25 protein-coding genes, 7 tRNA genes and 1 other annotated feature are annotated in these 24,939 nt (G+C 51.2%); of the genes, 6 read left to right on the forward strand and 26 right to left on the reverse strand.

The window, feature by feature from the left end; translation table 11 throughout:
- Nucleotides 1-67: 67 nt before the first annotated feature.
- The 11 genes from ACESZP_RS15010 to ACESZP_RS15060 form a co-directional block, all read right to left on the reverse strand.
- On the reverse strand, nt 68-1,114 hold the full coding sequence (locus ACESZP_RS15010; protein ID WP_499709532.1) for a DUF6382 and FHA domain-containing protein: 1,047 nt from the start codon (nt 1,112-1,114) through the stop codon (nt 68-70).
- A 4-nt stretch (nt 1,115-1,118) separates the two neighbouring features.
- Nucleotides 1,119-1,541: a TadE/TadG family type IV pilus assembly protein gene (locus ACESZP_RS15015; RefSeq protein WP_349165298.1), complete on the reverse strand. Its 423-nt coding sequence runs from the start codon at nt 1,539-1,541 to the stop codon at nt 1,119-1,121.
- Complete coding sequence (locus tag ACESZP_RS15020; RefSeq protein WP_178040124.1) at nt 1,538-1,954, reverse strand: prepilin peptidase; 417 nt, start codon at nt 1,952-1,954, stop codon at nt 1,538-1,540. Before ACESZP_RS15020 ends, ACESZP_RS15015 begins: the two co-directional genes overlap by 4 nt.
- Before the next feature lie 3 nt (nt 1,955-1,957).
- On the reverse strand, nt 1,958-2,857 hold the full coding sequence (locus ACESZP_RS15025) for a hypothetical protein (RefSeq protein WP_499709533.1): 900 nt from the start codon (nt 2,855-2,857) through the stop codon (nt 1,958-1,960).
- 26 nt (nt 2,858-2,883) lie between these two features.
- On the reverse strand, nt 2,884-4,275 hold the full coding sequence (locus tag ACESZP_RS15030; protein WP_499709534.1) for a DUF5702 domain-containing protein: 1,392 nt from the start codon (nt 4,273-4,275) through the stop codon (nt 2,884-2,886).
- A gap of 6 nt (nt 4,276-4,281) precedes the next feature.
- On the reverse strand, nt 4,282-4,458 hold the full coding sequence (locus ACESZP_RS15035) for a Flp1 family type IVb pilin (RefSeq protein ID WP_435391193.1): 177 nt from the start codon (nt 4,456-4,458) through the stop codon (nt 4,282-4,284).
- 18 nt (nt 4,459-4,476) lie between these two features.
- Nucleotides 4,477-5,832: a type II secretion system F family protein gene (locus ACESZP_RS15040; RefSeq protein ID WP_499709535.1), complete on the reverse strand. Its 1,356-nt coding sequence runs from the start codon at nt 5,830-5,832 to the stop codon at nt 4,477-4,479.
- A gap of 1 nt (nt 5,833) precedes the next feature.
- Nucleotides 5,834-6,571: a type II secretion system F family protein gene (locus ACESZP_RS15045; RefSeq protein WP_499709536.1), complete on the reverse strand. Its 738-nt coding sequence runs from the start codon at nt 6,569-6,571 to the stop codon at nt 5,834-5,836.
- A gap of 10 nt (nt 6,572-6,581) precedes the next feature.
- Nucleotides 6,582-7,814: a TadA family conjugal transfer-associated ATPase gene (locus tag ACESZP_RS15050; RefSeq protein WP_499709537.1), complete on the reverse strand. Its 1,233-nt coding sequence runs from the start codon at nt 7,812-7,814 to the stop codon at nt 6,582-6,584.
- Nucleotides 7,811-8,782, reverse strand: a complete 972-nt coding sequence (locus ACESZP_RS15055) for a P-loop NTPase family protein (RefSeq protein WP_499709538.1) — start codon at nt 8,780-8,782, stop codon at nt 7,811-7,813. The genes ACESZP_RS15050 and ACESZP_RS15055 overlap by 4 nt, the downstream gene beginning before the upstream one ends.
- A gap of 306 nt (nt 8,783-9,088) precedes the next feature.
- On the reverse strand, nt 9,089-9,280 hold the full coding sequence (locus tag ACESZP_RS15060) for a pro-sigmaK processing inhibitor BofA family protein (protein WP_499709539.1): 192 nt from the start codon (nt 9,278-9,280) through the stop codon (nt 9,089-9,091).
- 159 nt (nt 9,281-9,439) lie between these two features.
- Here ACESZP_RS15060 and ACESZP_RS15065 point away from each other — a divergent pair, with 159 nt between their 5' ends.
- The gene (locus tag ACESZP_RS15065) at nt 9,440-9,679 is read left to right on the forward strand and encodes a DUF2508 family protein (RefSeq protein WP_178039568.1); all 240 of its coding nucleotides are present in this window, start codon (nt 9,440-9,442) and stop codon (nt 9,677-9,679) included.
- A 136-nt stretch (nt 9,680-9,815) separates the two neighbouring features.
- Here ACESZP_RS15065 and metG read toward each other — a convergent pair whose 3' ends face one another.
- On the reverse strand, nt 9,816-11,789 hold the full coding sequence (gene metG, locus ACESZP_RS15070) for a methionine--tRNA ligase (RefSeq protein WP_349165319.1): 1,974 nt from the start codon (nt 11,787-11,789) through the stop codon (nt 9,816-9,818).
- Between the two features lie 59 nt (nt 11,790-11,848).
- Nucleotides 11,849-12,128: a binding site (T-box leader), on the reverse strand.
- A 258-nt stretch (nt 12,129-12,386) separates the two neighbouring features.
- Between metG and ACESZP_RS15075 the strand changes: the two genes are divergently transcribed.
- Both ACESZP_RS15075 and ACESZP_RS15080 read left to right on the forward strand, forming a co-directional pair.
- Complete coding sequence (locus tag ACESZP_RS15075; RefSeq protein ID WP_440322839.1) at nt 12,387-12,977, forward strand: 50S ribosomal protein L25; 591 nt, start codon at nt 12,387-12,389, stop codon at nt 12,975-12,977.
- A 137-nt stretch (nt 12,978-13,114) separates the two neighbouring features.
- A complete protein-coding gene (locus ACESZP_RS15080) occupies nt 13,115-15,043 on the forward strand; it encodes a DUF885 domain-containing protein (RefSeq protein ID WP_499709541.1) in 1,929 nt (642 codons plus the stop codon).
- A 6-nt stretch (nt 15,044-15,049) separates the two neighbouring features.
- Here the strand turns inward: ACESZP_RS15080 and ACESZP_RS15085 are convergent, their stop codons facing one another.
- Together ACESZP_RS15085 and ACESZP_RS15090 are read right to left on the reverse strand one after the other, a co-directional pair.
- Nucleotides 15,050-15,586, reverse strand: coding sequence for a spore maturation protein (locus ACESZP_RS15085; RefSeq protein WP_499709549.1), 537 nt, complete (start codon nt 15,584-15,586; stop codon nt 15,050-15,052).
- A 7-nt stretch (nt 15,587-15,593) separates the two neighbouring features.
- Nucleotides 15,594-16,196: a nucleoside recognition protein gene (locus ACESZP_RS15090; protein WP_499709542.1), complete on the reverse strand. Its 603-nt coding sequence runs from the start codon at nt 16,194-16,196 to the stop codon at nt 15,594-15,596.
- A 234-nt stretch (nt 16,197-16,430) separates the two neighbouring features.
- Between ACESZP_RS15090 and ACESZP_RS15095 the strand changes: the two genes are divergently transcribed.
- The gene (locus tag ACESZP_RS15095) at nt 16,431-16,685 is read left to right on the forward strand and encodes an AbrB/MazE/SpoVT family DNA-binding domain-containing protein (RefSeq protein ID WP_499709543.1); all 255 of its coding nucleotides are present in this window, start codon (nt 16,431-16,433) and stop codon (nt 16,683-16,685) included.
- Nucleotides 16,686-16,753: 68 nt separating this feature from the next.
- Here the strand turns inward: ACESZP_RS15095 and rsmI are convergent, their stop codons facing one another.
- The 7 genes from rsmI to ACESZP_RS15130 form a co-directional block, all read right to left on the reverse strand.
- Nucleotides 16,754-17,596, reverse strand: coding sequence for a 16S rRNA (cytidine(1402)-2'-O)-methyltransferase (rsmI, locus tag ACESZP_RS15100; RefSeq protein WP_158363843.1), 843 nt, complete (start codon nt 17,594-17,596; stop codon nt 16,754-16,756).
- Nucleotides 17,597-17,605: 9 nt separating this feature from the next.
- On the reverse strand, nt 17,606-18,343 hold the full coding sequence (locus tag ACESZP_RS15105) for a tRNA1(Val) (adenine(37)-N6)-methyltransferase (RefSeq protein WP_499709544.1): 738 nt from the start codon (nt 18,341-18,343) through the stop codon (nt 17,606-17,608).
- Complete coding sequence (locus ACESZP_RS15110; protein WP_178038933.1) at nt 18,333-19,256, reverse strand: regulatory iron-sulfur-containing complex subunit RicT; 924 nt, start codon at nt 19,254-19,256, stop codon at nt 18,333-18,335. Before ACESZP_RS15110 ends, ACESZP_RS15105 begins: the two co-directional genes overlap by 11 nt.
- 1 nt (nt 19,257) lies before the next feature.
- On the reverse strand, nt 19,258-20,247 hold the full coding sequence (gene holB / locus ACESZP_RS15115) for a DNA polymerase III subunit delta' (protein WP_178038932.1): 990 nt from the start codon (nt 20,245-20,247) through the stop codon (nt 19,258-19,260).
- 169 nt (nt 20,248-20,416) lie between these two features.
- Nucleotides 20,417-21,004: a nucleoside/nucleotide kinase family protein gene (locus ACESZP_RS15120; protein WP_499709545.1), complete on the reverse strand. Its 588-nt coding sequence runs from the start codon at nt 21,002-21,004 to the stop codon at nt 20,417-20,419.
- A 13-nt stretch (nt 21,005-21,017) separates the two neighbouring features.
- Entirely contained in the window at nt 21,018-22,640 is a 1,623-nt protein-coding gene (locus ACESZP_RS15125) for an aminotransferase class I/II-fold pyridoxal phosphate-dependent enzyme (protein WP_499709547.1), read from the reverse strand.
- A gap of 62 nt (nt 22,641-22,702) precedes the next feature.
- Nucleotides 22,703-23,728 carry a threonine aldolase family protein gene (locus ACESZP_RS15130; RefSeq protein ID WP_499709548.1) on the reverse strand — a complete coding sequence of 342 codons (1,026 nt, stop codon included), beginning with the start codon at nt 23,726-23,728 and terminating at the stop codon, nt 22,703-22,705.
- Between the two features lie 273 nt (nt 23,729-24,001).
- Here ACESZP_RS15130 and ACESZP_RS15135 point away from each other — a divergent pair.
- A tRNA-Ala gene (locus tag ACESZP_RS15135) sits at nt 24,002-24,074 on the forward strand.
- A gap of 23 nt (nt 24,075-24,097) precedes the next feature.
- Nucleotides 24,098-24,171, forward strand: a tRNA-Val gene (locus ACESZP_RS15140).
- A 235-nt stretch (nt 24,172-24,406) separates the two neighbouring features.
- Here ACESZP_RS15140 and ACESZP_RS15145 read toward each other — a convergent pair.
- The 5 genes from ACESZP_RS15145 to ACESZP_RS15165 all read right to left on the reverse strand — a co-directional run bounded on the left by ACESZP_RS15145 (nt 24,407) and on the right by ACESZP_RS15165 (nt 24,938).
- Nucleotides 24,407-24,479: transfer RNA gene (locus tag ACESZP_RS15145), tRNA-Phe, on the reverse strand.
- A 46-nt stretch (nt 24,480-24,525) separates the two neighbouring features.
- Nucleotides 24,526-24,599 (reverse strand) — tRNA-Met (locus ACESZP_RS15150).
- A gap of 42 nt (nt 24,600-24,641) precedes the next feature.
- Nucleotides 24,642-24,723, reverse strand: a tRNA-Tyr gene (locus ACESZP_RS15155).
- Between the two features lie 46 nt (nt 24,724-24,769).
- A tRNA-Thr gene (locus ACESZP_RS15160) sits at nt 24,770-24,842 on the reverse strand.
- Nucleotides 24,843-24,865: 23 nt separating this feature from the next.
- A tRNA-Val gene (locus ACESZP_RS15165) sits at nt 24,866-24,938 on the reverse strand.
- Nucleotide 24,939 lies beyond the last annotated feature (1 nt).

The following is a 24,939-nucleotide window of genomic DNA, read 5'->3' on the forward strand; positions in this document are numbered from 1 at the left end:
CCATTCGCTTTTTTGATACGCTGTAAACTCCAGTATAGCGAATTTATGTATTATTTACAAGCTTCTTTTACCCTTCCACCACATACCGGATATCCGCGAATCCTACGGAATCGCCCGGTCGCAGACGGGCTTTTTCGTTAACACCCAGGCGGCCTCCGTTCAGAAAGGTGCCATTAGTGGAATTTAAGTCAGTCAGATAGTAGCAGTCCTCTTCCCGGGAGATTTTGGCATGGATGCGGGAGATACCACGGGCTTTCAGCCAGCCGTCCACGGCGTCTTTTTTCTTGCCTATCATAAAGCTCTCTTTACCGACGCGGAGATCCGGATAAGCTGCGCTCTCGCTTCGTAGAAAGAGCCCCGGTTCCCGGACGCCTGCAAGGCAGGCTGTTCCACCGGATGAAGCGTCCACCCACTCCGGGAAGTTTTCCGCCAGACGGTTTTCCCGCGCTCCCTCCCAGGCACCGGAGCTGTCTGCCATCCCATCGGTTCCGAATTTTTCATAGGAAAATACCGATTTTCCCTCTTCATTTTCCTGATTTCCAGCCGCCTCCGCACTCACACTCTGAGAACTGCCTGCTTCCGCGTTCCCCCACTCTTCCAAAAGCTTACGAATCGAAGGGTTCTCCTCTCCTGCCATTCGGTAAAACTCATATCCAAGCGTTACTGCGCCGGAATCCTGCCGGTCCAGATGATCCAGCAGATACTCTGCCAACCCCAGAAGCTGACTACCCAGCTCTTGCTTCTCAAAAGGATAAAAACATACCCAAATCTTCCATTCATCCGGATCCAGATAGATAAAATCCGGCTGCAGCAAAATCCGTTCTCCATCCAGCAGATATTCCTCGCAGGTCTGCGCCGCCTGCTCAAGCCCCTCCAGCAGTCTTATCATCTCCGTAAGGCTCAATCGCTTCCGTTCCAGCACCAGTCTCAGATTCTGTCTGGATGTAATCTCATAGTAAAAAAACGCTTTTTTGTCAACCCTGGTCATCCGGCACTCCAGAAACCCCGGAATCCGATTTTTCAGAAGCATATTTACCTGATAATTCTCCTGAAATTCCTTTTCTTCCAAAACCAGATAATTGTGATCCAGTTCCCTTCTGTAACTAACCTCCATTTCTTCACACCTTTCCTGCCAGTTCCTTTAAAAGTCTGGTTTTTCGAAGAAGGTTGACCGGATTTTTCCGTCCGGATTTTTCCTGCTCCTTCGTTTGCAGTCCGCCCAGAACCGGACTGCTTCCCGCATAAGCCACGGTTACCTGTTCAGCCGTCACCTTCACCGTTATATCAGTTACCTTCAGAAGATAAAGACGATCCTCTACAAGAGCGGACGCCTCTGTGGAAAGCCAGCTTTCCAGATGTGCTTCCGTTTCATATTTCCGCGCCGCTCCTTTGCCTGCCAGTTCCGAGGCGCAGGCAGAAAGTACACTCCGATCATGCCAGAACAGCCCCAGGCACAGCATCACGAAAATAATCCACATCAAAAACGGCATCAAAATCGAGGCTTCCACCGTAAAACTTCCTCTTTTCCACCCTGCACTCATAGAAACATCCTCCAGAACTGCGCCAGACACAGAAACGGCGCAAACGGAAACGAATCTTTCCAATGTACCTTACCCAGAAGCAGTCCGATTCCAAGCGCTGCCGCACAGATTAGCGCTCCTGTCAGTAACAGTTCAAAATTCCCCGACGCGCCAAGGAACACGCCTGTGGCGCACAAAAGCCAGCCGTCTCCCATCCCGATAGCTCCCTTCGTAAGAAAAGACAGGATCACCATCACGACTCCTATTCCCAGTCCGCCCAGTATTTCAACCGCAGACAGTTCCCGAAATCGAACATTTACTGCCAGTCCCACAACCATTGAAAGCAGGATCACCGGGATACAGACTTCCCGCCGCTTAAAGTCCCATATACCGTTCACCAGCAACAGCACCGCCACATAATATTCCTTCCACATTTTTTAACCTCCGCATACGGAACAGGGCGGCAGCATCGTTTCTGAAAGCGGAATTGTATGAATTCCGCGTACCATCGCCGAACAGTTCAGGCTCTGATGATACCGCGTGCCGTCGTCTGTCAGAAACACAGGATCCGCTCCTTCCTTCCAGCATTTTTCACAGGGATAATACTTTCCGCCGGATTCATTTCTCAGATCCGCCACTTCCGAAAGTCCGCTCTGTCGGATAGACAGCTTCAGATAGCGGCAGCTCAGTTCCCGATGGTAGACAGTCCCGTAATCCGTTACATATACCACTTCTTCTTTCTCACTATTCGACGACCGTTCCCGTCCGCCAAAACCTGTCCAGCCCCGTACTACCCGTTTCTGCCGAATCCGAACCGGATGAAACCATGAAATTCCCGGCGGGAATACAGCCTGTCCGGAGATTTCCAGAGTAATCAGGGACTTTTCCGGATCCCAACTGCTTCCAAGCAGAGATAGTCCATCCGCTCCGTCCTTTAAGACAGCAGCCGCCACTTTCCCGGAGAGAGCTGCCTTTACCTCCTGTTTTCCATATAGTATAACCGCTGCAGTCGATCCCATGCCTCCGGCTGTGTCCGAATATTCCGCCAGCACTGCCAAATCTTTTCCCGCATCCGTCAGACTTCCTCCCGTCTCTATCTTCAGCTGCGTCAGAACCAGAAGATAAAGAAACGCCGTCACAGCCAGCAGAAAAATCGGAAAAACCAGAGCCGCTTCCACGGTCATGCTACCCTTATTCCGGAAGATGCACCGGGATGTTCTTCCGCGCTCAGAGTAAGAAACAGATTTGTCAGAATTTACAAGAATAACAGTTCCGCCGTCGTCCACTGCCTGGAGAGCTTTGAATTTAATCAGACATATCTCTGTACGAAAGAACATCCCGGTACACCTCCCTTTTCCCTCTGTTACCATTCATAGCAAAATTGGCGCTCTGCCGTATACTCCTGCCCTTTCATGCATATGGTCCGCAGCCGAAAGGAGTCAATACACTGATCCACATAAAACCACTGACCGCCGGATGCTTCCCGCACCGCGCCCTCGATCACATCGAGACTTCGCATACTTTTCTTTTCCCGCCCGGTCAACGTCAGTAAGATTCCAAGATAATCCCGGTACAGCAGTCCGTCCGCATCCTCGTTATCGTCCATTCCGGATAAATCACCCAGCTCCAGTGCGTTACTCAGCGATATTTTCCAGGTCGATGCATCTTTCCGGAATGCTACCCGCTTTCCGTTCAGCAACAGTCTCAGATCCAGAACACTTTCCGCAAAAGCCCACGCCAGAAGCAACATCTGCTTTACCGCCTCTACCAGCCCCGGTATCAGTGTCGCTCCTACCAGCAGCGTAGCCATAGCGGTACATTCCGCCACCTTTGCGGAATCTGTAAGCAGATACGCATAGTTCATTCCTTCCCGGATAGCCAATAACCTTCCACATACCGCTTCCAGATTGGCAATATCCGAATCCCGGCCTGCAATAAGATATTCCAGCTGATAATCAAGCCACGACCCACCCTCCTTTTCTCCTGTAAGGCAAGCTGCCGCATTTCCAAAATGTTCCAGCAGATACGCCAGAAACCAGGCATCATTCAAGACTCCATATGCGTTTTTTCCTCTTGCACCGGAGCCCGTAAGCAGCGTCCGGTCTGATGGAACCCCGGCCAGCTCCGCGCGTTTCCCGGATACGCTTCCCGGATCTTTAAGAATCAGATGCAGGATACTTCCCCCCTTTAACCGTTCTGTCTGCTCCGCCGGATTTGGCGTACCTTCCTCTTCCTCTTCTTCCCGGCGTCGGCTGAGTTCTTCCAGATTCCTGCTTTCCCTGTCGTCCGCTTCCCGGTAGTTTTCCTCCTGCTCGGCAGCCTGCCGTACGTATTCCGCATACTCCTGAAAGCTTTCCAGAATAGATGCTCCCCTCTTTGCCTTCATTACAGACACCGCCTGCTCATAATACGCCTCTCCGCGCCCATCAGTGGCCCTTGCATAATCCCAGGTTTCAAGAGCCTTCACCTTTCCCGGCTTCAAATTCAGATTCAGGAATTCCTCTGCCCGCTGCTCCAGATACTCCGTCTTCTCCGCTCCGCCCCCATAGCTCAGATCCAGATAAAACAGTTCATACCTCTTCCAAAGCTCCCTGTGATATTCCGAAAGCACTGAATACTCACTGAGTTCCAGCGCCTCCTCCATCTGGCTTCGAAACAGGGCATTTTCCGCAGACTGAAACAGAGCCTGAAAGAAAAACAGCAGTACGGACAGCATCAGACTCAGAAAAACGGTAATTTCTCCCCGTTTTTTCATCTCTTTTTATACCAGACGGCTTTGTTTTGTGATCTTGTCAAAAATCTCATTTACCAGGGAAGTCAGCTTACTCTTAAAAATCAGTACCAGCGCAATCAAAACCACCAGAATCAATATCATTTCCACCGTTCCGATTCCTCTCTGATCCTCCCACAGATTTTTCCATCCCTGTTTTAATCTCATCATTTTACTTTCCTCCTTTTACATCTGCATCGACATTCCCGCAGGCACAAGCACAAGAAGCATCACCACCGCCAGCGTCAACACCATGGGAAAAAGTAACCTGGTGGCCGCCTTTTCACCCTGCTCACGCGCCAGCTCTTTCCGCTGTTCAAAGGCTTCTGCCACCTCTTCTCTTAACAGATCGCTTAACCCTCTATTTCCTTTCTTCAGATTTTGTTCCAGCAGTGCGGCCAGCTTCAGGTAACAAGGCAGCCGACAACGGAGCCCGAAATTCTCATACGCCCTTCCTTCCGAAACGCCATTCTGCATCTCCCGGCAGGCCAGCGCCATTTCCTCATACACATACCGCCGCGGTCCTCCCGCTTCCCGTTTTTTTTGATAATCCGCCACCATCGTCTCCCAGGCCATCCGGAGCGCGCTTCCGGCTCCCAGGAGCAACACCAGCTTACTCACCACCTGTGCGTAATCCCGGCGAAGCTCCAGTTCCCGTTCCTGCACCAGCTTTTTAAGCTCCTGATCCTTCGCCATATATACCAGAATCAGACTGATAACTGTCAGAATGGGAATTACTGCCACGGAAGAGCTTTTCTTTTCCTTCCAGTTCAGATTTATTCCATCCACATTCTCCGGCAATTCTTTCCGACTCTCCAGACGGCTCTTCTCCTGAAAGTTCTGAATCGTCTGAGAGAGTGCCTCCGTCCACTGCCGGGCCGGGCTCAGTATCTCAGGGAGTACCCGAACATTTGCCTCGTAAATACTTTCCTGATCTTCGCATCGCAGGCGGCCTCTTAAGCTTACAATCGTGCCATCCTCTGTTACCTTCTCCTTGCGGATACTCCCGTCCAGATTCAGCACTTCATAGGAGTCCAGCTCCCAGTCCACGGTGACTGGCGTTCCCTCGATTTCCCGAATCAGATTCAGATCCGTCCGTACCTCCTGCAGAGAACTGTTCTCTCCGATAATATAGCTTTCCATGCGGGCTGTTTCTTCCGCCAGCAGCTCCTTCACCTGCTCTTTCTTCAGCCCCTGGGGTTCTACCTCTACCACAATGGCTTCTCTGTCTTTTCCGGATTCCTTATCGGGTACTGCCCAGATTTCCCGGGTATACGTTTTTTCCTTACGCGGCAGAAAGTGCCCTTCTTCCATAAGCGTACTGCTGCGTTCATTTACCCAGAACGCCGCCGTCAGAACTGCGCCGGCTCCCAGAATCAGTATAAGAAGCTTCAGCTTCTCTCCATAAAACGCCTCCAATCTGCCCTCTACATTTTTCTCCGCATGTAATATCCGAAAATTTTCCGCCACGTTTTCTTTTCCGGGATACCCATTTCCGGCTTTTCCAAGCAGCCTTCGGTTAAGCTTTTCTAACAGCTTCATGCTACACCTCGATTTCCAGCATTCTCCTTCCCAGATACCATGCGCCCAGATACAGAAGCAGGCAGCCTGTCATCACGCATACTCCAACGATATTTCCATACACAGGATCCATAAATCCCGGACACCCTATCCGCAGGTACAACACAATCACAAAGGGAATTCCATTCATAATCTTCTGCTCGTAGCGCCGGGACGCCAGTGTCGCCGCAATCGCCCGTTCTGTTTCCACTGTCTGCGCTATGGTTCTGGCCGTGTCTTCCATAATTTCGATAAGATCGCCGCCGCTTCGCTTCCCCACCGTAAAGATTTCCGCAAAGGTTTCCGCTTCCGGAATTCCGCTTCGCTCTGCGAAATCCCGCATGGCTTCCTCCAGCGTCTGATTCGAATCCATCCGCCGCTGCATAGCTGCCAGCTCCTGCACCATATCCGCATTTTCCTCATAAATCATTCGCAGATCCCGCCCGGTCTCCCGAACTGCATTTTCTACAGAATATCCTGCTGCCAGAGCCGCCGCCATTCCCTGCACCGCGTCCTTAAACTGAAGCTTTAACGCCGCCTTTCTCCGCTCCGACAGCTTTTTCCTCTTCTCCCGAAAATACCAGAAAGCTACCGGAATTTCCAAAATCAGCGCCACCGGAGAATTATAGAAGCAGAACGCAATCACCATGCTAAGCCCCGCCGCTTCCAGCCCATAGCGAATATATTCTTCTCTGCGAAAACAATATCTGCGGTAATCCATCTGTTTTCTCCTATTCTTCTCTTATTCCCGCTGCCCGAAGCTTTTCCGTATGCAAAAGCCCTTCTATACACCTGAGTTGTCCCGCCACCTTTTCTGCTTTTTCCTGCCCCGGCTCTTCTTCAAAGTGAAACAGGGATCGCAGGCAGATCTCTCCCTGCTCCATTCCGGTAAGCTCCACAATTTCCAACACTTTTCGACTGCCGTCCCTGAGACGCCCCAGATGCACGATCAGGTCCACTCCTGACGCAATCTGACGCCGTACTGCCGTAAGCGGCAGATCCATTCCCATCAGCACCATGGTCTCCAGCCTGGACAACATATCCGTCGGACTGTTGGCATGTCCGGTGCTTAAGGAACCGTCATGCCCCGTATTCATGGCCTGCAGCATATCGATAGCCTCTGCCCCGCGGATCTCACCGACGATGATCCGATCGGGACGCATTCGTAAGGATGTTTTGATCAAATCCCGGATGGTAATCTCACGCTCACCCTCCAGATTGGCATTTCTGGCCTCCAGTGTCACCAGATTCTCCACCCGGTCAAGCTGTAATTCCGCATTATCCTCTATCGTAATAATCCGCTCATCTGCCGGGATAAACTCTGACAGAGCATTCAACACGGTGGTTTTTCCGGAGCCGGTTCCGCCGCTTACAAAGATGTTATATCCGGCTTTTACTACCTTCCGCAAAAATGCTGCGGCTTCCTCACTGATGGAACCCCATTCCAGAAGCTGCCGCATCCGTACCGGTTCTTTCGGGAAACGGCGGATCGTTATCACCGGACCGTTCAGGGCCACCGGATCCAGCACAATATTGACACGGGAGCCATCTGCCAATCGGGCATCCGCAATGGGACTTGCCTTGGATACGCTCCGGTTGCAGAAGCTCACAATCTGCTGTACCACGTCTTCCAGCTTTCCTTTGGATGAAAAACTTTTTTCCCACCGGGTCAGCCTTCCGCCACGCTCCACAAAGATATTTTCCGGTCCATTTACCATAATCTCTGTCACTTCCGGATCTTCAATCAGCTCCTGGAGCATGTCCAGACGCCGCATGGAGTTAAACAGCTCTTTTTGCAGCCGCAGCCTCTCTTCCAGCATCAAATACCCTTCCCGGCTCTTCTGCATAATCTCTTCGTCTATCAGCGCCTGTACTTCCCCGTCTGACAGTTCCCGCGACAGATCCAGACGTCTCTGCACACGATCTCGAAGCTCCCGGGTCAGTTCCTCCCAGTTTCTTTTCACGGCTCGCACCACCTTTTTCCTTCGGCCTTCACCAGCAATTCCAGTCCGTCATAGGCGGACAGCTCCAGCTTCTGCGTCCGTTCCAGTATCTGCTCCAGCTCAAGCAGCTTCAACGTCTCTTCATACTGCTTCATTTTCGCCTTCGCGGTCTCATCCGGCTCCACAGGCGTATAGATCCCGCTGCACGCATCCAGCAGTTCATACCAGCCGTCCACAGCTTCACTTAAATCCAGAATCACCACCTCATAGCGGCTCTCCTTTTCAAGCAGCTCCAAAAGCTGCTTCCAGTCCTCCCGTTTCACAGTTTCATATTCCACAGGAGAACGTAAGGGCGGTATATAATCCAGTTCCCCCATGGAACGAATCATCCCCTCCAGCTTCCAACCAAAGGCTGCCTTTCCCTGTTTCAGAAAATACAGAAGCTCCGATAAAGTCCAGCCCCCATCCACAGGATACAATTCCGCAAATCCCGAATATTCCTCCAGATTCAGGTACAGCGTCCGTCTCTTCTTCGCAATCTCCTTCCCCAGAGCCAGGGCAAATCCTGTCTTACCGGTTCTCCCCACAGGCGAATAAACGGCAATCCGCTTCATCCCTTCTGTACGAAGCATGACGCCCGGAACCACCGCTGCCTGTTCCGCATAGAAATCCATGGCCTGCCTTAAGATCTGCGGACAAGACTGGTACTTGTAGATTCTCGGATATTCTGTCTGGGGCCCGGTCTGATACTCTTCCCCCGATAACAGAATGACAGTTCCATATTCTTTTTTCTTTGGCAGCTCCGCTGCTATCTCCTCTGACAGAAGCAACAGATCCACCGGATGTTCTTTCGTATATGCGGAAAGCTCCCCACTGTCGGTAAACCCATGGACTGCCAGCAATGAAGCCGGGCGTCGGTTCACATACTCCGCAAACCGCTGCACATACTCCCTTTCCCTGCTGCAGACCGCCATCTGCCTTCCTCTCATCGTCTACATCCCTGAGCACAGCAACAGCCCGGTCATCATACTGAGCCACAGCTCCAATCCCAGAAATACCGCCGCCATAAGGAATGGCTCAGGCCTCTTTCTCTCGTTTTCCCCTTTTTCACGCAATATGTCTCCTTGTCCTCCTTCCACCCCTTGTCCACTCAGGAATTATGGTCTGACACAAACCAAGACAGTACCGGCTCACGTTCTGCCGGTCTTTTGTAAGAATTCTGATCGATCGAACCGCCATCTCTGACGGTAGCTAAAGTATAGCCCGTGCTCTTCTGTTTGTCTATTGTAAATGGTTCACAAAATTCCGAAGGCCGCGATTCCGTAAAGCAGCCCAATCCCGCTGATTCCAAGGGTTCCTGCCGTACAAAGGGTCAGTGGATTTAACCCCACAAAAACGGAAACATCCTGGGATAGAAGAATAGCGTTGATAACCTGAATACCGATAGCGCCGAACACGGCGCGGAGAAGAAAGTTGATGATTTTCATAGAACCGCCTGCTTTTTTTTAATGTATACAACTCGTTTTCTCGATTTATACATAAGCTACCTGAAAATAATTCACACAAACAGGTTTTTCCGTATATTTCCTCTCCCATCAGTCTATACTCCTACTATAGATAATTCATTTTCAGATACGGGGGATTTTATGGGATTATTCAAAAAAGAGGAGCCGCTGGAGGAGTATGAACGCTTCTCGGCCCGGAGGCAGCTGATGGAAGATTTGACGCTTACGAAAAACGCGCTGGACACAGCCTACGCGAATTTTGAGACGGTGGTCGATCCGGATCTGATCGACTGCTATACGTATGAGATTTATTCGGTGCAGAAGCGGTATAAGTTTTTGCTGGAGCAGGTGCGGCAAATTGATTTGCAGCGCTTCTCCTGAACGGAATACTTTACAGCAAAAAGAACTGACACAGATATTTCTTTTATAAGTTTACAGAATAAATACATTCTGATTCTTTATAAAATCTTATATCTGTATCAGTTCTTTTTTATACTAATTTACGTTCTTCTATATTTTAGCAGATCTCCGCTCCTGCCGGCATATCCTTCTCCGGCGTCATCAGCGCCAGGTTGCCCTCTGCGTCCTCGGCGCACAGCAGCATACCTTCAGACAGGATCCCTGCCAGCTTCGCCGGCTTCAGGTTCACGACTACCATAACCTTCTTGCCGACCATTTCCTCCGGTGTGTAATGAGACTTAATGCCGGATACGATCTGCTTTACCTGGCTTCCGATGCGGACCTGGGAGCACAGAAGCTTTTTGGACTTCTTCACGGCCTCGCAGGCAATGATTTCACCCACCTGGAACTGCAGCTTCGCGAAATCGTCAAAGGTAATCTCTGCCTTCGGCTCGATGTCGATGACGTCTGCAGCCTCCTCTTTTGCCTCTTCCGGCTGATCCTGCTCTGCCGCGTCCGCAGCCTTCTTAGCCTCAACCTTCTCCAGAACCTCTTTCACGTCCAGTCTCGCGAACAGAATCTCCGGCTTGTCGGTTACCTTATTGCCGGACTGATAGAGTCCGAACATGTTCATAACCTCCAGGGAACGCTTTCTCGCGCCCAGCTGTGCCAGAATCTTGTCGGCAGTCTCCGGCATAAACGGCTCTAAGAGGCTTGCGCCAATGCTGATGCTCTCTACCAGATTGTAGAGTACGGTCGCCAGACGTTCCTTCTTGCTCTCGTCCTTAGCCAGGGCCCAGGGCATGGTCTCGTCGATGTATTTGTTGCAGCGCTTGAACAGGTTGAAGATCTCGGTGATGGCGTCTGCCACGCGCAGATCGTCCATTTTCGCGGAGGCCTTCTCTGCCGCACTGACAGCAGCTTCGCGAAGCTCGCGGTCTACCGGCTCCAGCACACCTGTGTTATTGACTACGCCGTCAAAGTACTTGTTGGACATGGATACGGTACGGTTTACCAGATTGCCCAGGGTGTTGGCCAGGTCAGAGTTCATACGCTCCACCATCAGCTCCCAGGTAATCACGCCGTCGTTGTCAAAGGGCATCTCATGCAGTACGAAGTAACGAACCGCGTCCACGCCGAACATGTCTACCAGATCATCCGCGTAAAGCACATTTCCCTTGGACTTGCTCATCTTGCCATCGCCCTGCAGGAGCCACGGATGACCGAATACCTGCTTCGGCAGCGGCAGATCCAGCGCCATCAGGAAAATGGGCCAATAGATCGTATGGAAACGGATAATATCTTTTCCGATCAGATGCAAATCCGCCGGCCACTCCTTCTTGAACAGGTCGCTGGACTCTCCGTCGCACTCGTAGCCGATGCCGGTGATATAGTTGGTCAGCGCGTCCAGCCATACGTATACCACATGCTTCGGATCGAAATCCACCGGGATACCCCATTTAAAGGAGGTACGGGATACACAGAGATCCTGCAGACCCGGAAGCAGGAAGTTGTTCATCATCTCATTCTTTCTGGAAACCGGCTGAATGAATTCCGGATGCTTGTTGATGTGGTCAATCAGACGATCCGCGTATTTACTCATACGGAAGAAATAAGCCTCTTCCTTGGCAGGCTGCACCTCGCGGCCGCAGTCCGGACACTTGCCGTCCACCAGCTGGGACTGGGTCCAGAAGGACTCGCAGGGCGTACAGTACATTCCTTCATACGCTCCCTTGTAGATGTCGCCCTGATCGTACAGCTTCTTAAAGATCTTCTGTACCTGCTTCTCGTGATAATCATCGGTGGTGCGGATGAATTTATCATAGGAAGTATTCATCAGATCCCAGATGCGCTTAATCTCGCCAGATACATTGTCTACGAATTCCTTCGGAGTAACGCCTGCCTCCTCAGCCTTCAGCTCAATCTTCTGGCCGTGCTCGTCGGTTCCGGTCTGGAAGAATACGTCGTAGCCCTGGAGTCTCCGGAAACGGGCAATGGCGTCCGCCAGTACGATTTCATAGGTGTTTCCAATGTGGGGCTTGCCGGATGTGTAGGCAATGGCCGTGGTCATGTAAAACTTTTTCTTTTCCATTTTTTACCTCTCTTTCTCTGCAAACGAAAGATCAAAAAACCCCGTCTTCCTTAAATCTTAAAGAAGACGGGGATGATTCCCGTGTTACCACTTCTGTTCGCCTGTCCCTCACGAGACAGACCTCTGCGGGTACCTGCATACCCTGACGCTGTAACGGGCGCACCCATCACGGCTTATCGCAAAACCATTTCCCATAGGAAATCCCTTTATCGAAAATAACCTTACGTTCATCCGTGCCGCTCAGAAACCATCTTCAGCTCTTTTGTCTTCATCCCTCTCAGCACCGGGAATTCTCTGTAAAAGACGCATACAGCTTACTCTTTTCTTCGTAGCGTTTGCATTTTGCTCAGATAAAAGAAGCGTAACACGGCCAAAACCTTTTGTCAAGCCTGCCGACTTTTCTTCTCTTATTCGTTTAAAAATTTTCAGTTTTTTATCGAATTTCGATCCTCATTTTTGTTGAAATTTACTCTTTAACTTTGAAAAATCAGTGCTATAATAATCACCGTAAATTAAATATAGAACCACTTAACAATACCTGTTTGTTACACAAAGTGGAAGGCTGCTAAGCGATTCAGATTTTGGAGGAAAAGATAAATGAATACTTTAAAAGCTGAAAAAAGAGACATGTTGACGAAAGCCAAGAAACTTAGACGTGAAGGTTATGTTACCGGCAATATCTATGGCCGCGAGATGAAGGAGTCCATTCCCCTTCAGATTACCAAGGCAGATGCAGAGCGCATCCTGAGAACCGAGGGTAAAGGCAGCCAGGTAATGCTGGAGGTTGCAGGTGAGACCTACGACGCGCTGATTAAGGAGATTGATTACGATTCCTTAAGAGGACAGCTTCTGGAAATCGATTTCCAGGCATTGGTAAGCACCGAGAAGGTTCACTCCGTAGCAGAGGTGATCCTGCTGGGCCAGGACGATGTACAGGCCGGCGTGGTACAGCAGATGCTTCAGGAAGTTACCTACAAGGCACTGCCCGCAGATCTGGTTGACAAGATCAAGGTTGATGTCAGCCACATGAAGGTCGGCGAGACATTGAAGGTTAAGGATCTGGATATCGCCAAGAATCCTGCCATCGACCTGCATACTTCCCCGGAAGCTACCGTTGCTACCGTACTGGAGGTACACAATGCCGTAGCAGATGATGCAGACGCTGAGGATGAAACCGCAGAGGCATAATTTAGAACAGTGAAATAAATTTGGAAAGGCCGCATATCGGATGTGAAAGTTCGGTATGCGGTCTTTTTGCACGTAACAATTTCTTTTTTCCCCATTCTTCTCATAAACTACACCAAGAGTTATTCCGGTGGTTTTCCATGAAAAAATCCTTCCTCTTTGTTCTTTTTCTCTCTGCTTTTTTAACGACGGCTCTGCTTCTCTCCCGCTCCTGTCTGTCCGGTACGGACACTACTTCCGCCGAAGAGGCCTTCGAAGCCTTCACCAACGGCCTCTTCCGGGAATCTGTCACCGGCAGCACGCTGACGCTTCATTATACGTTGGCTGATCCGGTGGCTTACGGGATTCGTAAGTTTCCGATTTCCTATGGCTCTTACTCGGAGGAGTCCAAAGCCCAATCAGCTGCCGCCCTGGAAAATGCATTCGCTGCCCTGTCAGAATTTCCGCGAAGCGAGCTTTCTTATGTCAACCGACTGGAATGGGACATTCTGAACACGCAGATTCCCCGGGAGCTTGCACTGCTTCATTTTCCTTATTATGAAGAAGTTTTCAGTCCCTTGCTGGGCGTACAGGTGCAGCTTCCTGTACTGCTGGCAGAGTATGCTTTTGATTCGGAAGAAGATGTGGATGTCTATCTTCGGCTGCTGGCGAAGACGGACGCGTATTTTGCGGAATTATGCGAATATGAAAAGGAGAAGGCTCAGGCCGGGCTTTTTATGACGGATGAAAGCGCCGACGCGGTGATTTCGGGATGCCGGGATTTTCTAAATGGGACACAATTCAACAACACCAACCAAAGTAATATAAATCAGAACAAGCCTGAAAACATAGCCGCCACCGATATTGACTCTGTCCAAAGTTCCAATGAGATCCTCGGCACACCTGAGGAAAGCTCCGAGGCAGTCATCAAACATTTTTTGGCAGCCAGCTTCTCCGAACGTCTTACGGAACTTTCTCAGAAGATCCATCTTTCTGACCGCCAGTTCTCATATTATGTAAATCTCAACCAGCAGATGCTCGAAGCACACGTTTTCCCTGCCTACGTCCACCTCATCGAAACCCTTTCTTCCCTGAAAGGCTCCGGCGCCAACCCCTACGGCCTGGCCCACTACCCGGAAGGCCGCTCCTACTATCAGGCTCTCACAGACGCCATCATCGGCTCTGATCGCACCCTGTCCGAAATCCGCGATCTCATCGACCACCAGCTCCTGAGCGATGTGCGTCAGATGGCCGAGCTGGTCAAAAACCGTCCGGAGCTGCTGACAGATGTTCCCCGCACCACCACGGCCCGGGAACCGGAGCAGATTCTCGCAGAGCTGCAAGCCCGGATGCTGGCTGATTTTCCTGCTGCCGACGCAAATGCCCATACTGGTGCGGATACCGACAGTTCCGCCTCCTCCATTCCCATTTCCGTCAAGTCTGTCTCCCCGTCCCTGCAGGAACATGCGAGCCCTGCCTTCTACCTGACGCCGCCCCTGGACGCCATGCGGGACCATGTCATCTACATCAATCCTGCTGCTGACTATGACCCGCTGACCCTTTTCACCACCCTGGCCCACGAAGGCTTCCCCGGCCATCTCTACCAGACACTTTCCGAGCAGACCTCTCCGCAGCATCCGGTCCGCAGCTTCTTCTATTTTGGCGGCTTCGTGGAAGGCTGGGCCACCTACGCGGAACGCCTGTCTTACCGCTACGCCGGCCTGGATCCGGATATGGCCGACCTCTTAGCCGCCAACTCCTTCTTCCTGCTGGGCCTCTACGCCCGCTCGGACGTGGGCATCCACTATGAAGGATGGACCCCTGCGGAAATGAATGCTCTCTGGAACGGCTACGGCATCACCGACGCCGATGCCCTTGCTGAAATCTACCAGGCCATCCGGCAGGATCCCGCCAATTACCTGAAATATTATCTGGGCGCCGTGGAAATCCTGGAACTGAAAAAAGAAGCGGAAGATACCCTTGGCGCACAGTTTTCACTGAAGGATTTCCACAGCTACCTGCTCCGCACCGGCCCCGCTCCTTTTTCCATTCTCCACTCTTACCTGCCCGCCTGGACAGCTATGGATTAGTCTTATCTAACTGTTAAATGCCATTTTTCCCGCCAGCCACACACTGACCGCGATCCCCGCCACCGTTGCCAGCAGCGCCCCCGGTAGCGTGTAGCGGGTTTTCTTCACCTTCGCTGCCATAAAATAGATGCTCATAGTATAGAAAACTGTCTCCGTACACCCCATCATAATGGACGCCGCCAGCCCCACATAGCTATCCGTCCCGTACTCCTTAAAAATATCCAGCGCCAGCCCTGTGGCCGCCGAAGCTGAGAACATCCGCACGATAGCCAGCGGCAGAAGCTCCGACGGGAAATGCACCTTTTCCGTCAGACCGCCCAGCAAACCCGCCAGGAAATCCAGGAAGCCGGAAGCCCGCAGTACTCCGACAGCCACCATCAACCCCACCAGTGTCGGCAGAATCTGCACCACCGTCTTCAGTCCGTCCTTTGCCCCTTTTACAAAATCATCGTACACCGGCCGCTTCGCGGCCAGCCCCTCCGCCACCACATAAAAAATCAGAAAGGGCACAATAAGATCCGATATGTAGAGCATGATCCGTATCATTTTCTCACCCCCTGTCCATCAGCTTACAGAATACTGCCGCTGTCACTGCACTGATCAGTGTCGCCACCAGAGACGGCGCCAGAATTACCGCCGGATTCACACTACCGTACTGACTCCGATATGCGATAATATTCACCGGAATCAACTGCAGGGACGCGATATTCAGCACCAGAAATGTACACATCTCATTACTTGCCGTCCCATTTTTCCGCGCGGTTTTTCCGGTACGCCGCCGTTCCTCTTCCAGATCGCTGAGCGCTTCCATGGCCCTCAGTCCCGCCGGCGTCGCTGCCCAGCCAAGCCCAAAGATATTGGCAATCACATTGGTGGTGATATATTCCCGCGCCGGATGCTCCCTGGGCAGCCTCGGAAACATGAAATTCATAAAAGGAGCGATAGCCCGGGACGCCCGCCTTATGACGCCGCTCCTCTGGGCAATTTCCATCAATCCCACCCACAATGCCATAATTCCTGCCATGGTGATACACAGCGTTACTGCCTCCCCCGCCGATTCCAGCGCCGCTTCCGTCAATTCCGGCAGCCTCCCCTGCAAGGCTCCGTAAACAATTCCCAGTACCAGCATGGCCGCCCAAAGATAATTCAGCATGACATCTTCTCCCGTTTTTTATCAATATATTACCCAAACTCCCCATTTATGGAAATTTCCTTGCTTTTCTTGATTTCAGTCCCAAATTTTTTTTATTTTATCCTTTTTTTATGATTTTTTAGTAATTTGTTCATTAAAATATCATTAAGAAATGTATTTTCCTATTGGAATCTTATGGGTTTTTTGTTATAATGTTGGAATCAAGTGTTACCATTAAATTAAGGAGGAGAAGCAATGAAGAACACCGGAGTGGTCAGAAGACTGGATGAACTCGGACGTATCACGCTTCCTATGGAATTACGAAAAGTATTCGGAATTGAAGAACGCGATTTTCTCGAGATCTATGTTGAAGATGACAAAATTATTTTAAAGAAGTATGCACCGACGGATATTTTCACAGGAGACCGAGATGATCTTATTGAATTCCATGGTAAAATGGTTTCCAAAAAGTCAATTGAGGAATTAGCAAAAAAGGCTAACTTAATTTAATTATATTTATCGGTACATAAAAACCGGCAACCCAACAATGGGTCCCCGGTTTTTTCTTTTGCGCAAAATTATCCTTCCAGCAGAGCCTGATAAATATCCCTTTTGGACACGCCACGATCTTTGGCCGCCAACCGCATGGCTTCCTTGTGCTGGATTCCCTGCTGCTCATACAGCGCCACGTGCTCCGCAATGGTCATCTGCTCCCAGGCCGCCTGCTTTTCTTTTTCCATCTCTTCCCGGTTCCGGCCCTCGATGACCAGCACGCACTCGCCCCTGGCCGCTTCCGTCTCATAATGACGAATCGCTGCTTCCAGATCCGTCCGGAAAATGGTCTCGTGCTTCTTCGTCAGCTCCCGGCACACCGAAATCCGCCGATTTCCCAGGGTATCACGAAGCTCCCCAAGGGTCTTCAGAAGCCGATGGGGCGCTTCATAGATAATCATCGTCCGCGTCTCGCTTTTCAGCTCCTCCAGCACGTTCTGGCGTTCCTTCTTATCCGACGGCAGAAAGGCCTCAAAGGCAAACCTCCTGGTCCCGAGCCCCGACAGCGTCAGTGCCGTCACGCAGGCGCAGGCTCCCGGCAGCACCGTCACCGTAATACCCGCCTCCGCGCACATTTTCACCAGCTCCTCGCCCGGATCCGAGATGCCCGGCATGCCGGCGTCCGTGATCAACGCAATATTTTTGCCCGCCCGCAGCTGCTCCACCAGCTCCCGGCCTTTGTCGAACTTATTGTACTCATGATAGCTGGTCATGGGCGTATGAATTTCAAAATGGTTCAGAAGCTTGATGCTGTTGCGGGTATCCTCCGCCGCAATCACATCCACCTCTTTTAAGATACGCAGCACCCGAAATGTGATATCCTCCAGATTGCCGATCGGGGTGGCGCACAGATATAACGTTCCCTGCATCTTTTCTCCTTAATACCCGTAAATATCGTAAATCTCATCCATATAGACGCCTGGCTCCCTGTATACAATCAGCGGCTTCTCCACAGTCATCCGGGAGCGCCCGCCCCGGCAGGCCTCCAGAAGCACCATATTGGGCTCCTTGTCCACGTAAGGATAGACTAACTGCATCCGTTTGGGCTCCAGCTTATACTTCACCAGTGTAGTTATAATTTCCGCAAGCCGAAAGGGTCTGTGTACCAGATAAAAGCGTCCGCCGGGCCGCAGCACCTTCGCCGCCTCCCTGGCCACATCCTCGAAGCTGCACAGAATCTCATGGCGCGCGATGGCTTTGGGCAGCTCCGGATTCACGATTCCGTGACTGCCCGTCATGTACGGCGGATTGCAGGTCACCACATCAAAAGAAGCCGCCCCGAAGATCGAAGCCGCTTCCTTTATATCACCCTGGACAATGGAAACGGAATCCGAAAGAGTATTTAACTCCACGCTTCGCCTGGCCATATCCGCGCTCTCTTCCTGAATCTCCAGCCCGGTAAAATCACGCCCCGGTGTCTTGCCCCGAAGCAGAATCGGTATAATCCCCGTGCCGGTTCCCAGATCAAGCGCCCGCTCCCCCGGCTTCACCTTCGCGAACCCGGACAGCAGCACCGCATCCATGCCAAAACAAAACTTACTCGGATTCTGGATAATCTGATAGCCGTTTCGCTGCAGATCGTCCAGCCGTTCTCCATCCTTTAACTTAATTGTCATCCAGCTTTGATTTCCTCTCCTGCTTTTCCAGGGCCTCCAGCTTCTTCAGTTCCTTATCAGCCGCTCCGCCTTTGTCGCCCTTATCGCCCTTCTTTCTTCTCGGGCGGAACTTCAGCTCCTCCACCGGATACTCCCGGATCTCCTTCTCGTCGCCCTCGACGGTCACGATGACCTTTACCTTCTGGCGCAGCACGTTGACGCTCTGCACCTCACCCTTCAGTCCGTCGGCTGTGGTCACATAATCCCCCAGTCCCGGCAAATGGCTGTTCAGCTCCTCGTAGGTCTCCTGCTCATGCTTCAGGCAGCACATCAGTCTGCCGCATACGCCGGAAATCTTCGTAGGGTTCAGGGACAGGTTCTGCTCCTTGGCCATCTTGATGGACACCGGCACGAAATCAGACAGGTGGGTATGGCAGCACAGGGGTCTGCCGCAGATGCCGATACCGCCTAAGATCTTAGTCTCATCCCGGACTCCAATCTGCCGCAGCTCAATACGGGTACGGAACACGCTGGCCAGATCTTTGACCAGCTCACGGAAATCAATACGTCCGTCCGCGGTAAAATAAAATAATACTTTGTTATTATCGAAGGTATATTCCGCCTGGATCAGCTTCATTTCCAATCCATGCTTCTTAATCTTTTCCTGGCAGATTTTAAATGCCTCTTTTTCCTTGAAGCGGTTGGCCGCCTCTCTTGTATCATCCTCCTGGGTCGCAATCCGGATCACCGGCTTCAGGGGCTGGATAATCTTCTTATCCTCCACCTCTTTGGTGCCCACTACCACATATCCGTACTCCACGCCTCTGGCGGTCTCCACAATCACATGCTTTCCCTTGGGAATGTCCAGCTTTCCGGGGGAAAAGAAATATATTTTTCCCGCGTTCCGGAATCTGACGCCTATGACTTTTTCCATTCTAATTCTCCTTTATCGTCAGCATGAGAAGCTCCATGGTCAGCTCAAAGTTTACATTGGCCTTCAGCCGCACCTTGGCCTTCTCCAGTGCCTTTAAAATCCGCTCCAGCCCCTCATAAGAGCTCTTCTGGGCCTGGGCGCTGATATCATTAATTTCTTCCGCAAAAACCAGTCCGTCAATCTGGCGGGTGGCCTTGAACAGAAGCACATCCCGGAACCACAGAGCCATCAGATCGAGGTAATCGTTAATCTCCGTCTTATACTCGGACGCCGAACGCACCGCCTCGGTCAACTCGTAGATCTCCATATCGCGCAGATGCCGAAGCAGATGAATCAGGTGGCTTTTCAGCTCCGTAAACTGATCCGACTGGGCCAGCCGTTCCGCTTTCCCCACATTTCCCCTGGCAAATGCGGTGCATACCTCCGCCTGATAATCGGGAATATGGTACTTCTCCATCAGATAGGGCTTGATGATCTCATTCTTCACCGGACGCAGCTTCAGGGTCACGCACCGGGACAGAATGGTCGGCAGGAATGCGTCTGCATTGGTGGTCAGCAGCATGATGACGCCGTAGGCAGGCGGCTCCTCAATGGTCTTCAGGAGGGCGTTCTGGGCCTGTACGGTCATCTTCTCTGCCTCGTCCACAATATAGATTTTATATGGGCTGCTATAGGGCTTGATCTGGATATCGCCGCAGAGCTGACCGCGGATATCCTCCACGCCGATGCTGGCGGGCTTCTCATGCGTCACTTCAATGATATCCGGCTGATTGCCGCTCTGTGCCTGCTTGCAGGAATGGCATTCCCCGCAGGGCTCCACACCGCCCCGTTCACACTGGAGTGTCTGAGCAAAGGCCCGGGCCAGCATTTTCTTTCCCGCTCCTTCTTCTCCATCCAGAATATAGGCATGGGATACTTTTTGAAGCTTTATGGCATTCTGCAGGTGCTCGATGATCTGCCCGTGCCCTAAGATTTCGGAAAATCCGGCCATATATTCACACTCCCTTCTTTCTACCGCTGTTCATTTTATTAAAACTAACTTGATGAAAAAAATACTCTTTTTAGTATAACATACATTTTTTAGAAAAAACAGCTTTTTATACTTTTGTTCTGCTCCGCAAATCCGCCTGCGGACTGTAATTTCCTTTATCTGAAGGTTCTCACTTATGTTCTTTTATATACTCTGAGATTTCCTCTATGCTTTCCTTCAAATCCCGGTTCCGGAATCGCTTCTCAATTCCGGCCTCCGCAATTTTCTCCTCCGCGAAATCCTCACTGTCCGCCAGAAACCGCCGACAAAGCTCTGCGTACTTTGGCTCCTGCTGTCCGCGTTCCCGAGTGAGAGCTCTCTGCAGCCGCTCTCCGTCCTCCACTTCGATGTAGATGGGAATCACTCGCTCTGCCCCATAATAATTCCGAAGTGCCCGGTAGGACTCCAGTACGCCGACACCCGCATAGTTATATTTTTCCAGATCGGTCGCCTCTGTATCAGCTGTAAAATATTTCCACACTCCATGTACCGTATCATAAGCCCGAAGCTCGATCACCTTCCCGGCGTTCTGAAGTTCTTTCAGACCCGCTTCATCCGTAAAATGATACTGCACCCCCTGCTCCTCCCCAGCCCGCATAGGACGGGTGGTGTACAGCACCAGCGGCTTCAGAGCTAGGCTTTCGTTTTCCAGAAGCTTCTGAAAAATGGTGTCCTTGCCTGTGGCGCTTTTCCCGATTACATAAAATAATTTTCCCATCATTTTCTCCGTTTTATTCTTTTACAATCCCAAGCTTCGGAATCCCGTCTCCGTCGTATTCCAGCCCGTGCACCTCATAACCGGCCTCCAGCCATTCCTCTATGCATTTCAGCAGCTCTTCCGTCACCCGCTCCCCCGGCGCCAGAACCGGAATTCCCGGCGGGTACAGATACACGTAATTGCCTGCCACAGCGCCCTCACAGGCCGCCAGAGGCCTGCAAGCCCCTTCGGCCTCCGCTGCTTCACCAATGGTCAGAACAGCCTTCAGATGTGGCAGCGCGTTGCTCTTGGCGCTCACTTTATCTGCTGTGTTCACGCCGACCGGTATCTTTTCATCCATATCCAGATCGATCCCATGCAGCGCTTCCGCCAGCCGCCGGAATCCCTCTTCCGAATCCGCAATCCCCGCGATCGCCACCACGTAATCCGGCCCGCTCATTTCCATCTGGATATGGTACCGCTCCCGGAGCATCCGTGACAGTTCTTCTCCTGTCAGCCCGACTCCGGCCCGGTTCGCTTTCCTTGCGGAAATCAGCAGCTTGCTCCGATCAAAATCCGCCGTCTGCCCGAACTCCGCCGTTTTCGCCTCCGACTGCCATGTGCCGTCCTTCTCGCTGTCCAGTCCGGCCAGATACAGCCATTTCAGATCCAGACATCTCTCCCGGAATGCCCGCAGCTCCCGCGTATGCCTCTCAAACAGCTCCTCGCCGCCCCGCTTTATCAAATCCACACAGGCATCAATGGAAGCCATCAACACGTAAGACGGACTGCTGCTCTGATAAATGGACAGAAATTTCCGAATCCTCTCCCGATTCACGATTTCTCCCTGCACATGCAGAAGCGCAGTCTGGGTCATGGACGGCAGCGTCTTATGTACGCTGTGAATCACCACATCCGCCCCTGCACGCACCGCATCCTCCGGAAAATATTCCGAGAACGGGAAATGTGCCCCATGGGCCTGATCCACGATCAGCGGTACCCCGTAGCAATGACAGATTTCCGCAATCTGTCGTACATCGGAGCAAACGCCATCGTACGTAGGCGACACAATCATTACCGCCTGGATATCCGTTTGATTCCGGTTCCGATTTCCTTTCCCGTTCTCACAGGAATGCCCCTCTGTTTTTCCATCAGCACACTGTTTTTTCTCCATCACAGACTTTTGCAGGGCATTTTCCACATTCTCTGGCAAAACCGCGCCGTTTATCCCCAATTTCGAGATATAGTGTGGATAAAGATACACTGTTTTCAATCCCCGAAGCTCCGCTCCATGATAAACCGACCGATGGCAATTCCGGGCCATCAGAATTGTCCCGCCCTGCTTCGTGCAGCCTGAAATGGCGCTTAAAATCCCCGCTGTGCTTCCATTTACCAGGAAATGCGTCTCTTCGGCCCTAAAGACCTGCGCCGCCCGCCGCTGGGCCTCCGTCAGCACCCCGTCATTCTCCGGATGATGCAGATCGTCAAAACCGTCTATCTCCGTAATATCTATTTGAAATGGATTCTCAAATTCCCCCATAAGCCGCTTGTGCCCCGGCATATGAAAGGCGTAAAAATCCGAAGCTCCGTAGGTAGCCAGCTTCTCATAAAGCGGCCCGCCGAACTTGTCCTGTCTTCTATTATTCTGTCTGTCCACGCAATCTTTAAATCACTTTCTCTGTTTTATTCTTCGATGCAACACACCGATTTTTGCTATCTTTATAGCCACTCGCCCAGCTCTTCCATATCCTGAACCGTTGTAGACCAGCCGGTCGCCAGCCGTACCACCGTGTGCGTGTCATCGGCTTTCTCCCAGAAGCTGACTGCCACGTGTTTCTTCAGTTCCTCCAGTTTTTCATTTTCCATAATCACAAACTGCTGGTTGGTCGGGGACTCCAGATAGAAAGTATAATTTTTGTCATGAAGCAGACGCTTCAACTGCTCCGCCATTTCGATGGCATTGCGGCTGATATTCAGATACAGATTTCCCGTAAACAGCTCGTCAAACTGGATGCCCAAGAGACGCCCCTTCGCCAGCAGCGCTCCCTGCTGTTTGATCCGCGTCATGAAATGCTTCGGCGCGTTCCCTTTCGGAAATACTACAGCTTCCCCGCAGAGTGCGCCCACCTTAGTGCCTCCGATATAAAAGACGTCACAGATCCGTGCGATATCCGGCAGGGTCATATCCGCCTCCGGGCTCATGAGACCGTAGCCCAGACGCGCGCCGTCCAGATACAGCGGCATCTCATAGGCATGACATATCTCCGCGATGGCCTCCAGTTCAGCTTTGCTATAGAGCGTACCGTACTCCGTCGGCCAGGACACATACACCATCCCCGGAAATACCATATGCTCATGATTGCCATCCTCAAAAAATGTTTCCAGGTAAGTCTTTAATTCTCCCGCATCAATCTTTCCCTGATGCTGTGGCAAAGTCAGTACCTTATGTCCGGTATTCTCGATGGCTCCTGCTTCATGAACGCTCACATGACCTGTCTCTGCTGCTACCACGCCCTCGTAGGACTGCAGCATGGACGCAATCACTACCGCATTGGTCTGGGTACCACCCACCAGAAATTCTACGATTGCTTCCGGGCACTCGGTGGCTTCTCGGATCTTTCTTCTTGCATTCTGACAATACACATCTGTCCCGTAACCCGACAGCGGCTCCATATTCGTCTCTGTTAATCTCTGTATAATCCGCGGATGCGCTCCCGCTGAATAATCGTTCTCAAATGAAATCATAATAGAAACCTCCTCTGCAAATATGTTGACTCACTTGCGCTCATTATGCTATGAATATTTCAATTCACAGCCGGCATTCGCCGTTCGTCAATCATACACGTATGTTGACTCACTTGCGCTCATTATATCACGAATTATCCTGCTTATCCCATTTTATCTTTATTTTTTACTATAATTTTGCCGCCAAAAGCTATCGCCTTCCATCTGAATAATTTTCAGATTTCCACTTGATTTTCTGTGCTAAAGTGCTACAATATTTTTTGTAAGCATCACGGGCTTGTAGCTCAGTTGGGAGAGCGCTGCGTTCGCAACGCAGAGGTCGAGGGTTCGAATCCCTTCAGGTCCATGGAACAAAGATTTTATAAATACGGAAGTATAGCTCAGCTGGGATGAGCGTTCGCCTCACACGCGAGAGGTCATGGGTTCGAGCCCCATTACTTCCACTGGAAAAGCCTGTATTTACGGGCTTTTTTCGTATCCGGAAATCAAAAGGTAATCAAAAAGTAGTCAGGGTAATCAAATACCCCAGAACATGATTATTCGGGAAAGGAAATTAAATGAAAAAAGTCCCGGGAATTTTTCTCTTCCCGAGGCTCTTCTTTTGTATACGCTTATCCGTTGTATTACTTAAAACATACGAATCTACACGAAAAATATTTGATTTTTGCATAAAAAAAGTGCCCAGAACCGGAATTGAACCAGTGACACGAGGATTTTCAGTCCTCTGCTCTACCAACTGAGCTATCTGGGCATCTTATAAAAGAAGAGCACGAGACGTGTGCTTCGTACTCTTCAAGTTGCGAGGACAGGATTTGAACCTGTGACCTTCGGGTTATGAGCCCGACGAGCTTCCAGACTGCTCCACCTCGCGATATGAAATTAAAAAGTGGCTTATCTAAAAGATAAACCAGAGTGGGGGAAAGTGGATTCGAACCACTGAAAGCACAGCTAACAGATTTACAGTCTGCCCCCTTTGGCCACTCGGGAATTCCCCCATGACACGGTCCAACAACGGCTAACGCACATTTTTCAGTTCCGTGAAGCCGATGATCGGACTCGAACCGATAACCTGCTGATTACAAATCAGCTGCTCTGCCAATTGAGCCACATCGGCACTACAACTTTTAGGTTGTAAAATGGGACCTATAGGGCTCGAACCTATGACCCTCTGCTTGTAAGGCAGATGCTCTCCCAGCTGAGCTAAGATCCCA

Origin of the sequence: Candidatus Dorea massiliensis AP6 (genome assembly GCF_964245105.1) — a bacterium.
In the GTDB taxonomy this organism is placed as follows: Bacteria; Bacillota; Clostridia; order Lachnospirales; family Lachnospiraceae; genus Laedolimicola; species Laedolimicola intestinihominis.

What these genes read in the sequence shown, in the direction of transcription:
- ACESZP_RS15090 (WP_499709542.1), bottom strand. Translation starts at nt 16,196, where the DNA reads ATGCTGAATTATCTTTGGGCGGCCATGCTGGTACTGGGAATTGTTTAC.
- ACESZP_RS15020 (WP_178040124.1), bottom strand. Translation starts at nt 1,954, where the DNA reads ATGTGGAAGGAATATTATGTGGCGGTGCTGTTGCTGGTGAACGGTATA.
- ACESZP_RS15120 (WP_499709545.1), bottom strand. Translation starts at nt 21,004, where the DNA reads ATGGGAAAATTATTTTATGTAATCGGGAAAAGCGCCACAGGCAAGGAC.
- ACESZP_RS15060 (WP_499709539.1), bottom strand. Translation starts at nt 9,280, where the DNA reads ATGAAAATCATCAACTTTCTTCTCCGCGCCGTGTTCGGCGCTATCGGT.
- ACESZP_RS15075 (WP_440322839.1), top strand. Translation starts at nt 12,387, where the DNA reads ATGAATACTTTAAAAGCTGAAAAAAGAGACATGTTGACGAAAGCCAAG.
- holB (WP_178038932.1), bottom strand. Translation starts at nt 20,247, where the DNA reads ATGGCCGGATTTTCCGAAATCTTAGGGCACGGGCAGATCATCGAGCAC.
- rsmI (WP_158363843.1), bottom strand. Translation starts at nt 17,596, where the DNA reads ATGCAGGGAACGTTATATCTGTGCGCCACCCCGATCGGCAATCTGGAG.
- ACESZP_RS15015 (WP_349165298.1), bottom strand. Translation starts at nt 1,541, where the DNA reads ATGAGTGCAGGGTGGAAAAGAGGAAGTTTTACGGTGGAAGCCTCGATT.
- metG (WP_349165319.1), bottom strand. Translation starts at nt 11,789, where the DNA reads ATGGAAAAGAAAAAGTTTTACATGACCACGGCCATTGCCTACACATCC.
- ACESZP_RS15040 (WP_499709535.1), bottom strand. Translation starts at nt 5,832, where the DNA reads ATGAAGCTGTTAGAAAAGCTTAACCGAAGGCTGCTTGGAAAAGCCGGA.
- ACESZP_RS15010 (WP_499709532.1), bottom strand. Translation starts at nt 1,114, where the DNA reads ATGGAGGTTAGTTACAGAAGGGAACTGGATCACAATTATCTGGTTTTG.
- ACESZP_RS15105 (WP_499709544.1), bottom strand. Translation starts at nt 18,343, where the DNA reads ATGACAATTAAGTTAAAGGATGGAGAACGGCTGGACGATCTGCAGCGA.
- ACESZP_RS15035 (WP_435391193.1), bottom strand. Translation starts at nt 4,458, where the DNA reads ATGAGATTAAAACAGGGATGGAAAAATCTGTGGGAGGATCAGAGAGGA.
- ACESZP_RS15055 (WP_499709538.1), bottom strand. Translation starts at nt 8,782, where the DNA reads ATGAGAGGAAGGCAGATGGCGGTCTGCAGCAGGGAAAGGGAGTATGTG.
- ACESZP_RS15045 (WP_499709536.1), bottom strand. Translation starts at nt 6,571, where the DNA reads ATGGATTACCGCAGATATTGTTTTCGCAGAGAAGAATATATTCGCTAT.
- ACESZP_RS15065 (WP_178039568.1), top strand. Translation starts at nt 9,440, where the DNA reads ATGGGATTATTCAAAAAAGAGGAGCCGCTGGAGGAGTATGAACGCTTC.
- ACESZP_RS15025 (WP_499709533.1), bottom strand. Translation starts at nt 2,857, where the DNA reads ATGTTCTTTCGTACAGAGATATGTCTGATTAAATTCAAAGCTCTCCAG.
- ACESZP_RS15130 (WP_499709548.1), bottom strand. Translation starts at nt 23,728, where the DNA reads ATGATTTCATTTGAGAACGATTATTCAGCGGGAGCGCATCCGCGGATT.
- ACESZP_RS15030 (WP_499709534.1), bottom strand. Translation starts at nt 4,275, where the DNA reads ATGAAAAAACGGGGAGAAATTACCGTTTTTCTGAGTCTGATGCTGTCC.
- ACESZP_RS15095 (WP_499709543.1), top strand. Translation starts at nt 16,431, where the DNA reads ATGAAGAACACCGGAGTGGTCAGAAGACTGGATGAACTCGGACGTATC.
- ACESZP_RS15080 (WP_499709541.1), top strand. Translation starts at nt 13,115, where the DNA reads ATGAAAAAATCCTTCCTCTTTGTTCTTTTTCTCTCTGCTTTTTTAACG.
- ACESZP_RS15110 (WP_178038933.1), bottom strand. Translation starts at nt 19,256, where the DNA reads ATGGAAAAAGTCATAGGCGTCAGATTCCGGAACGCGGGAAAAATATAT.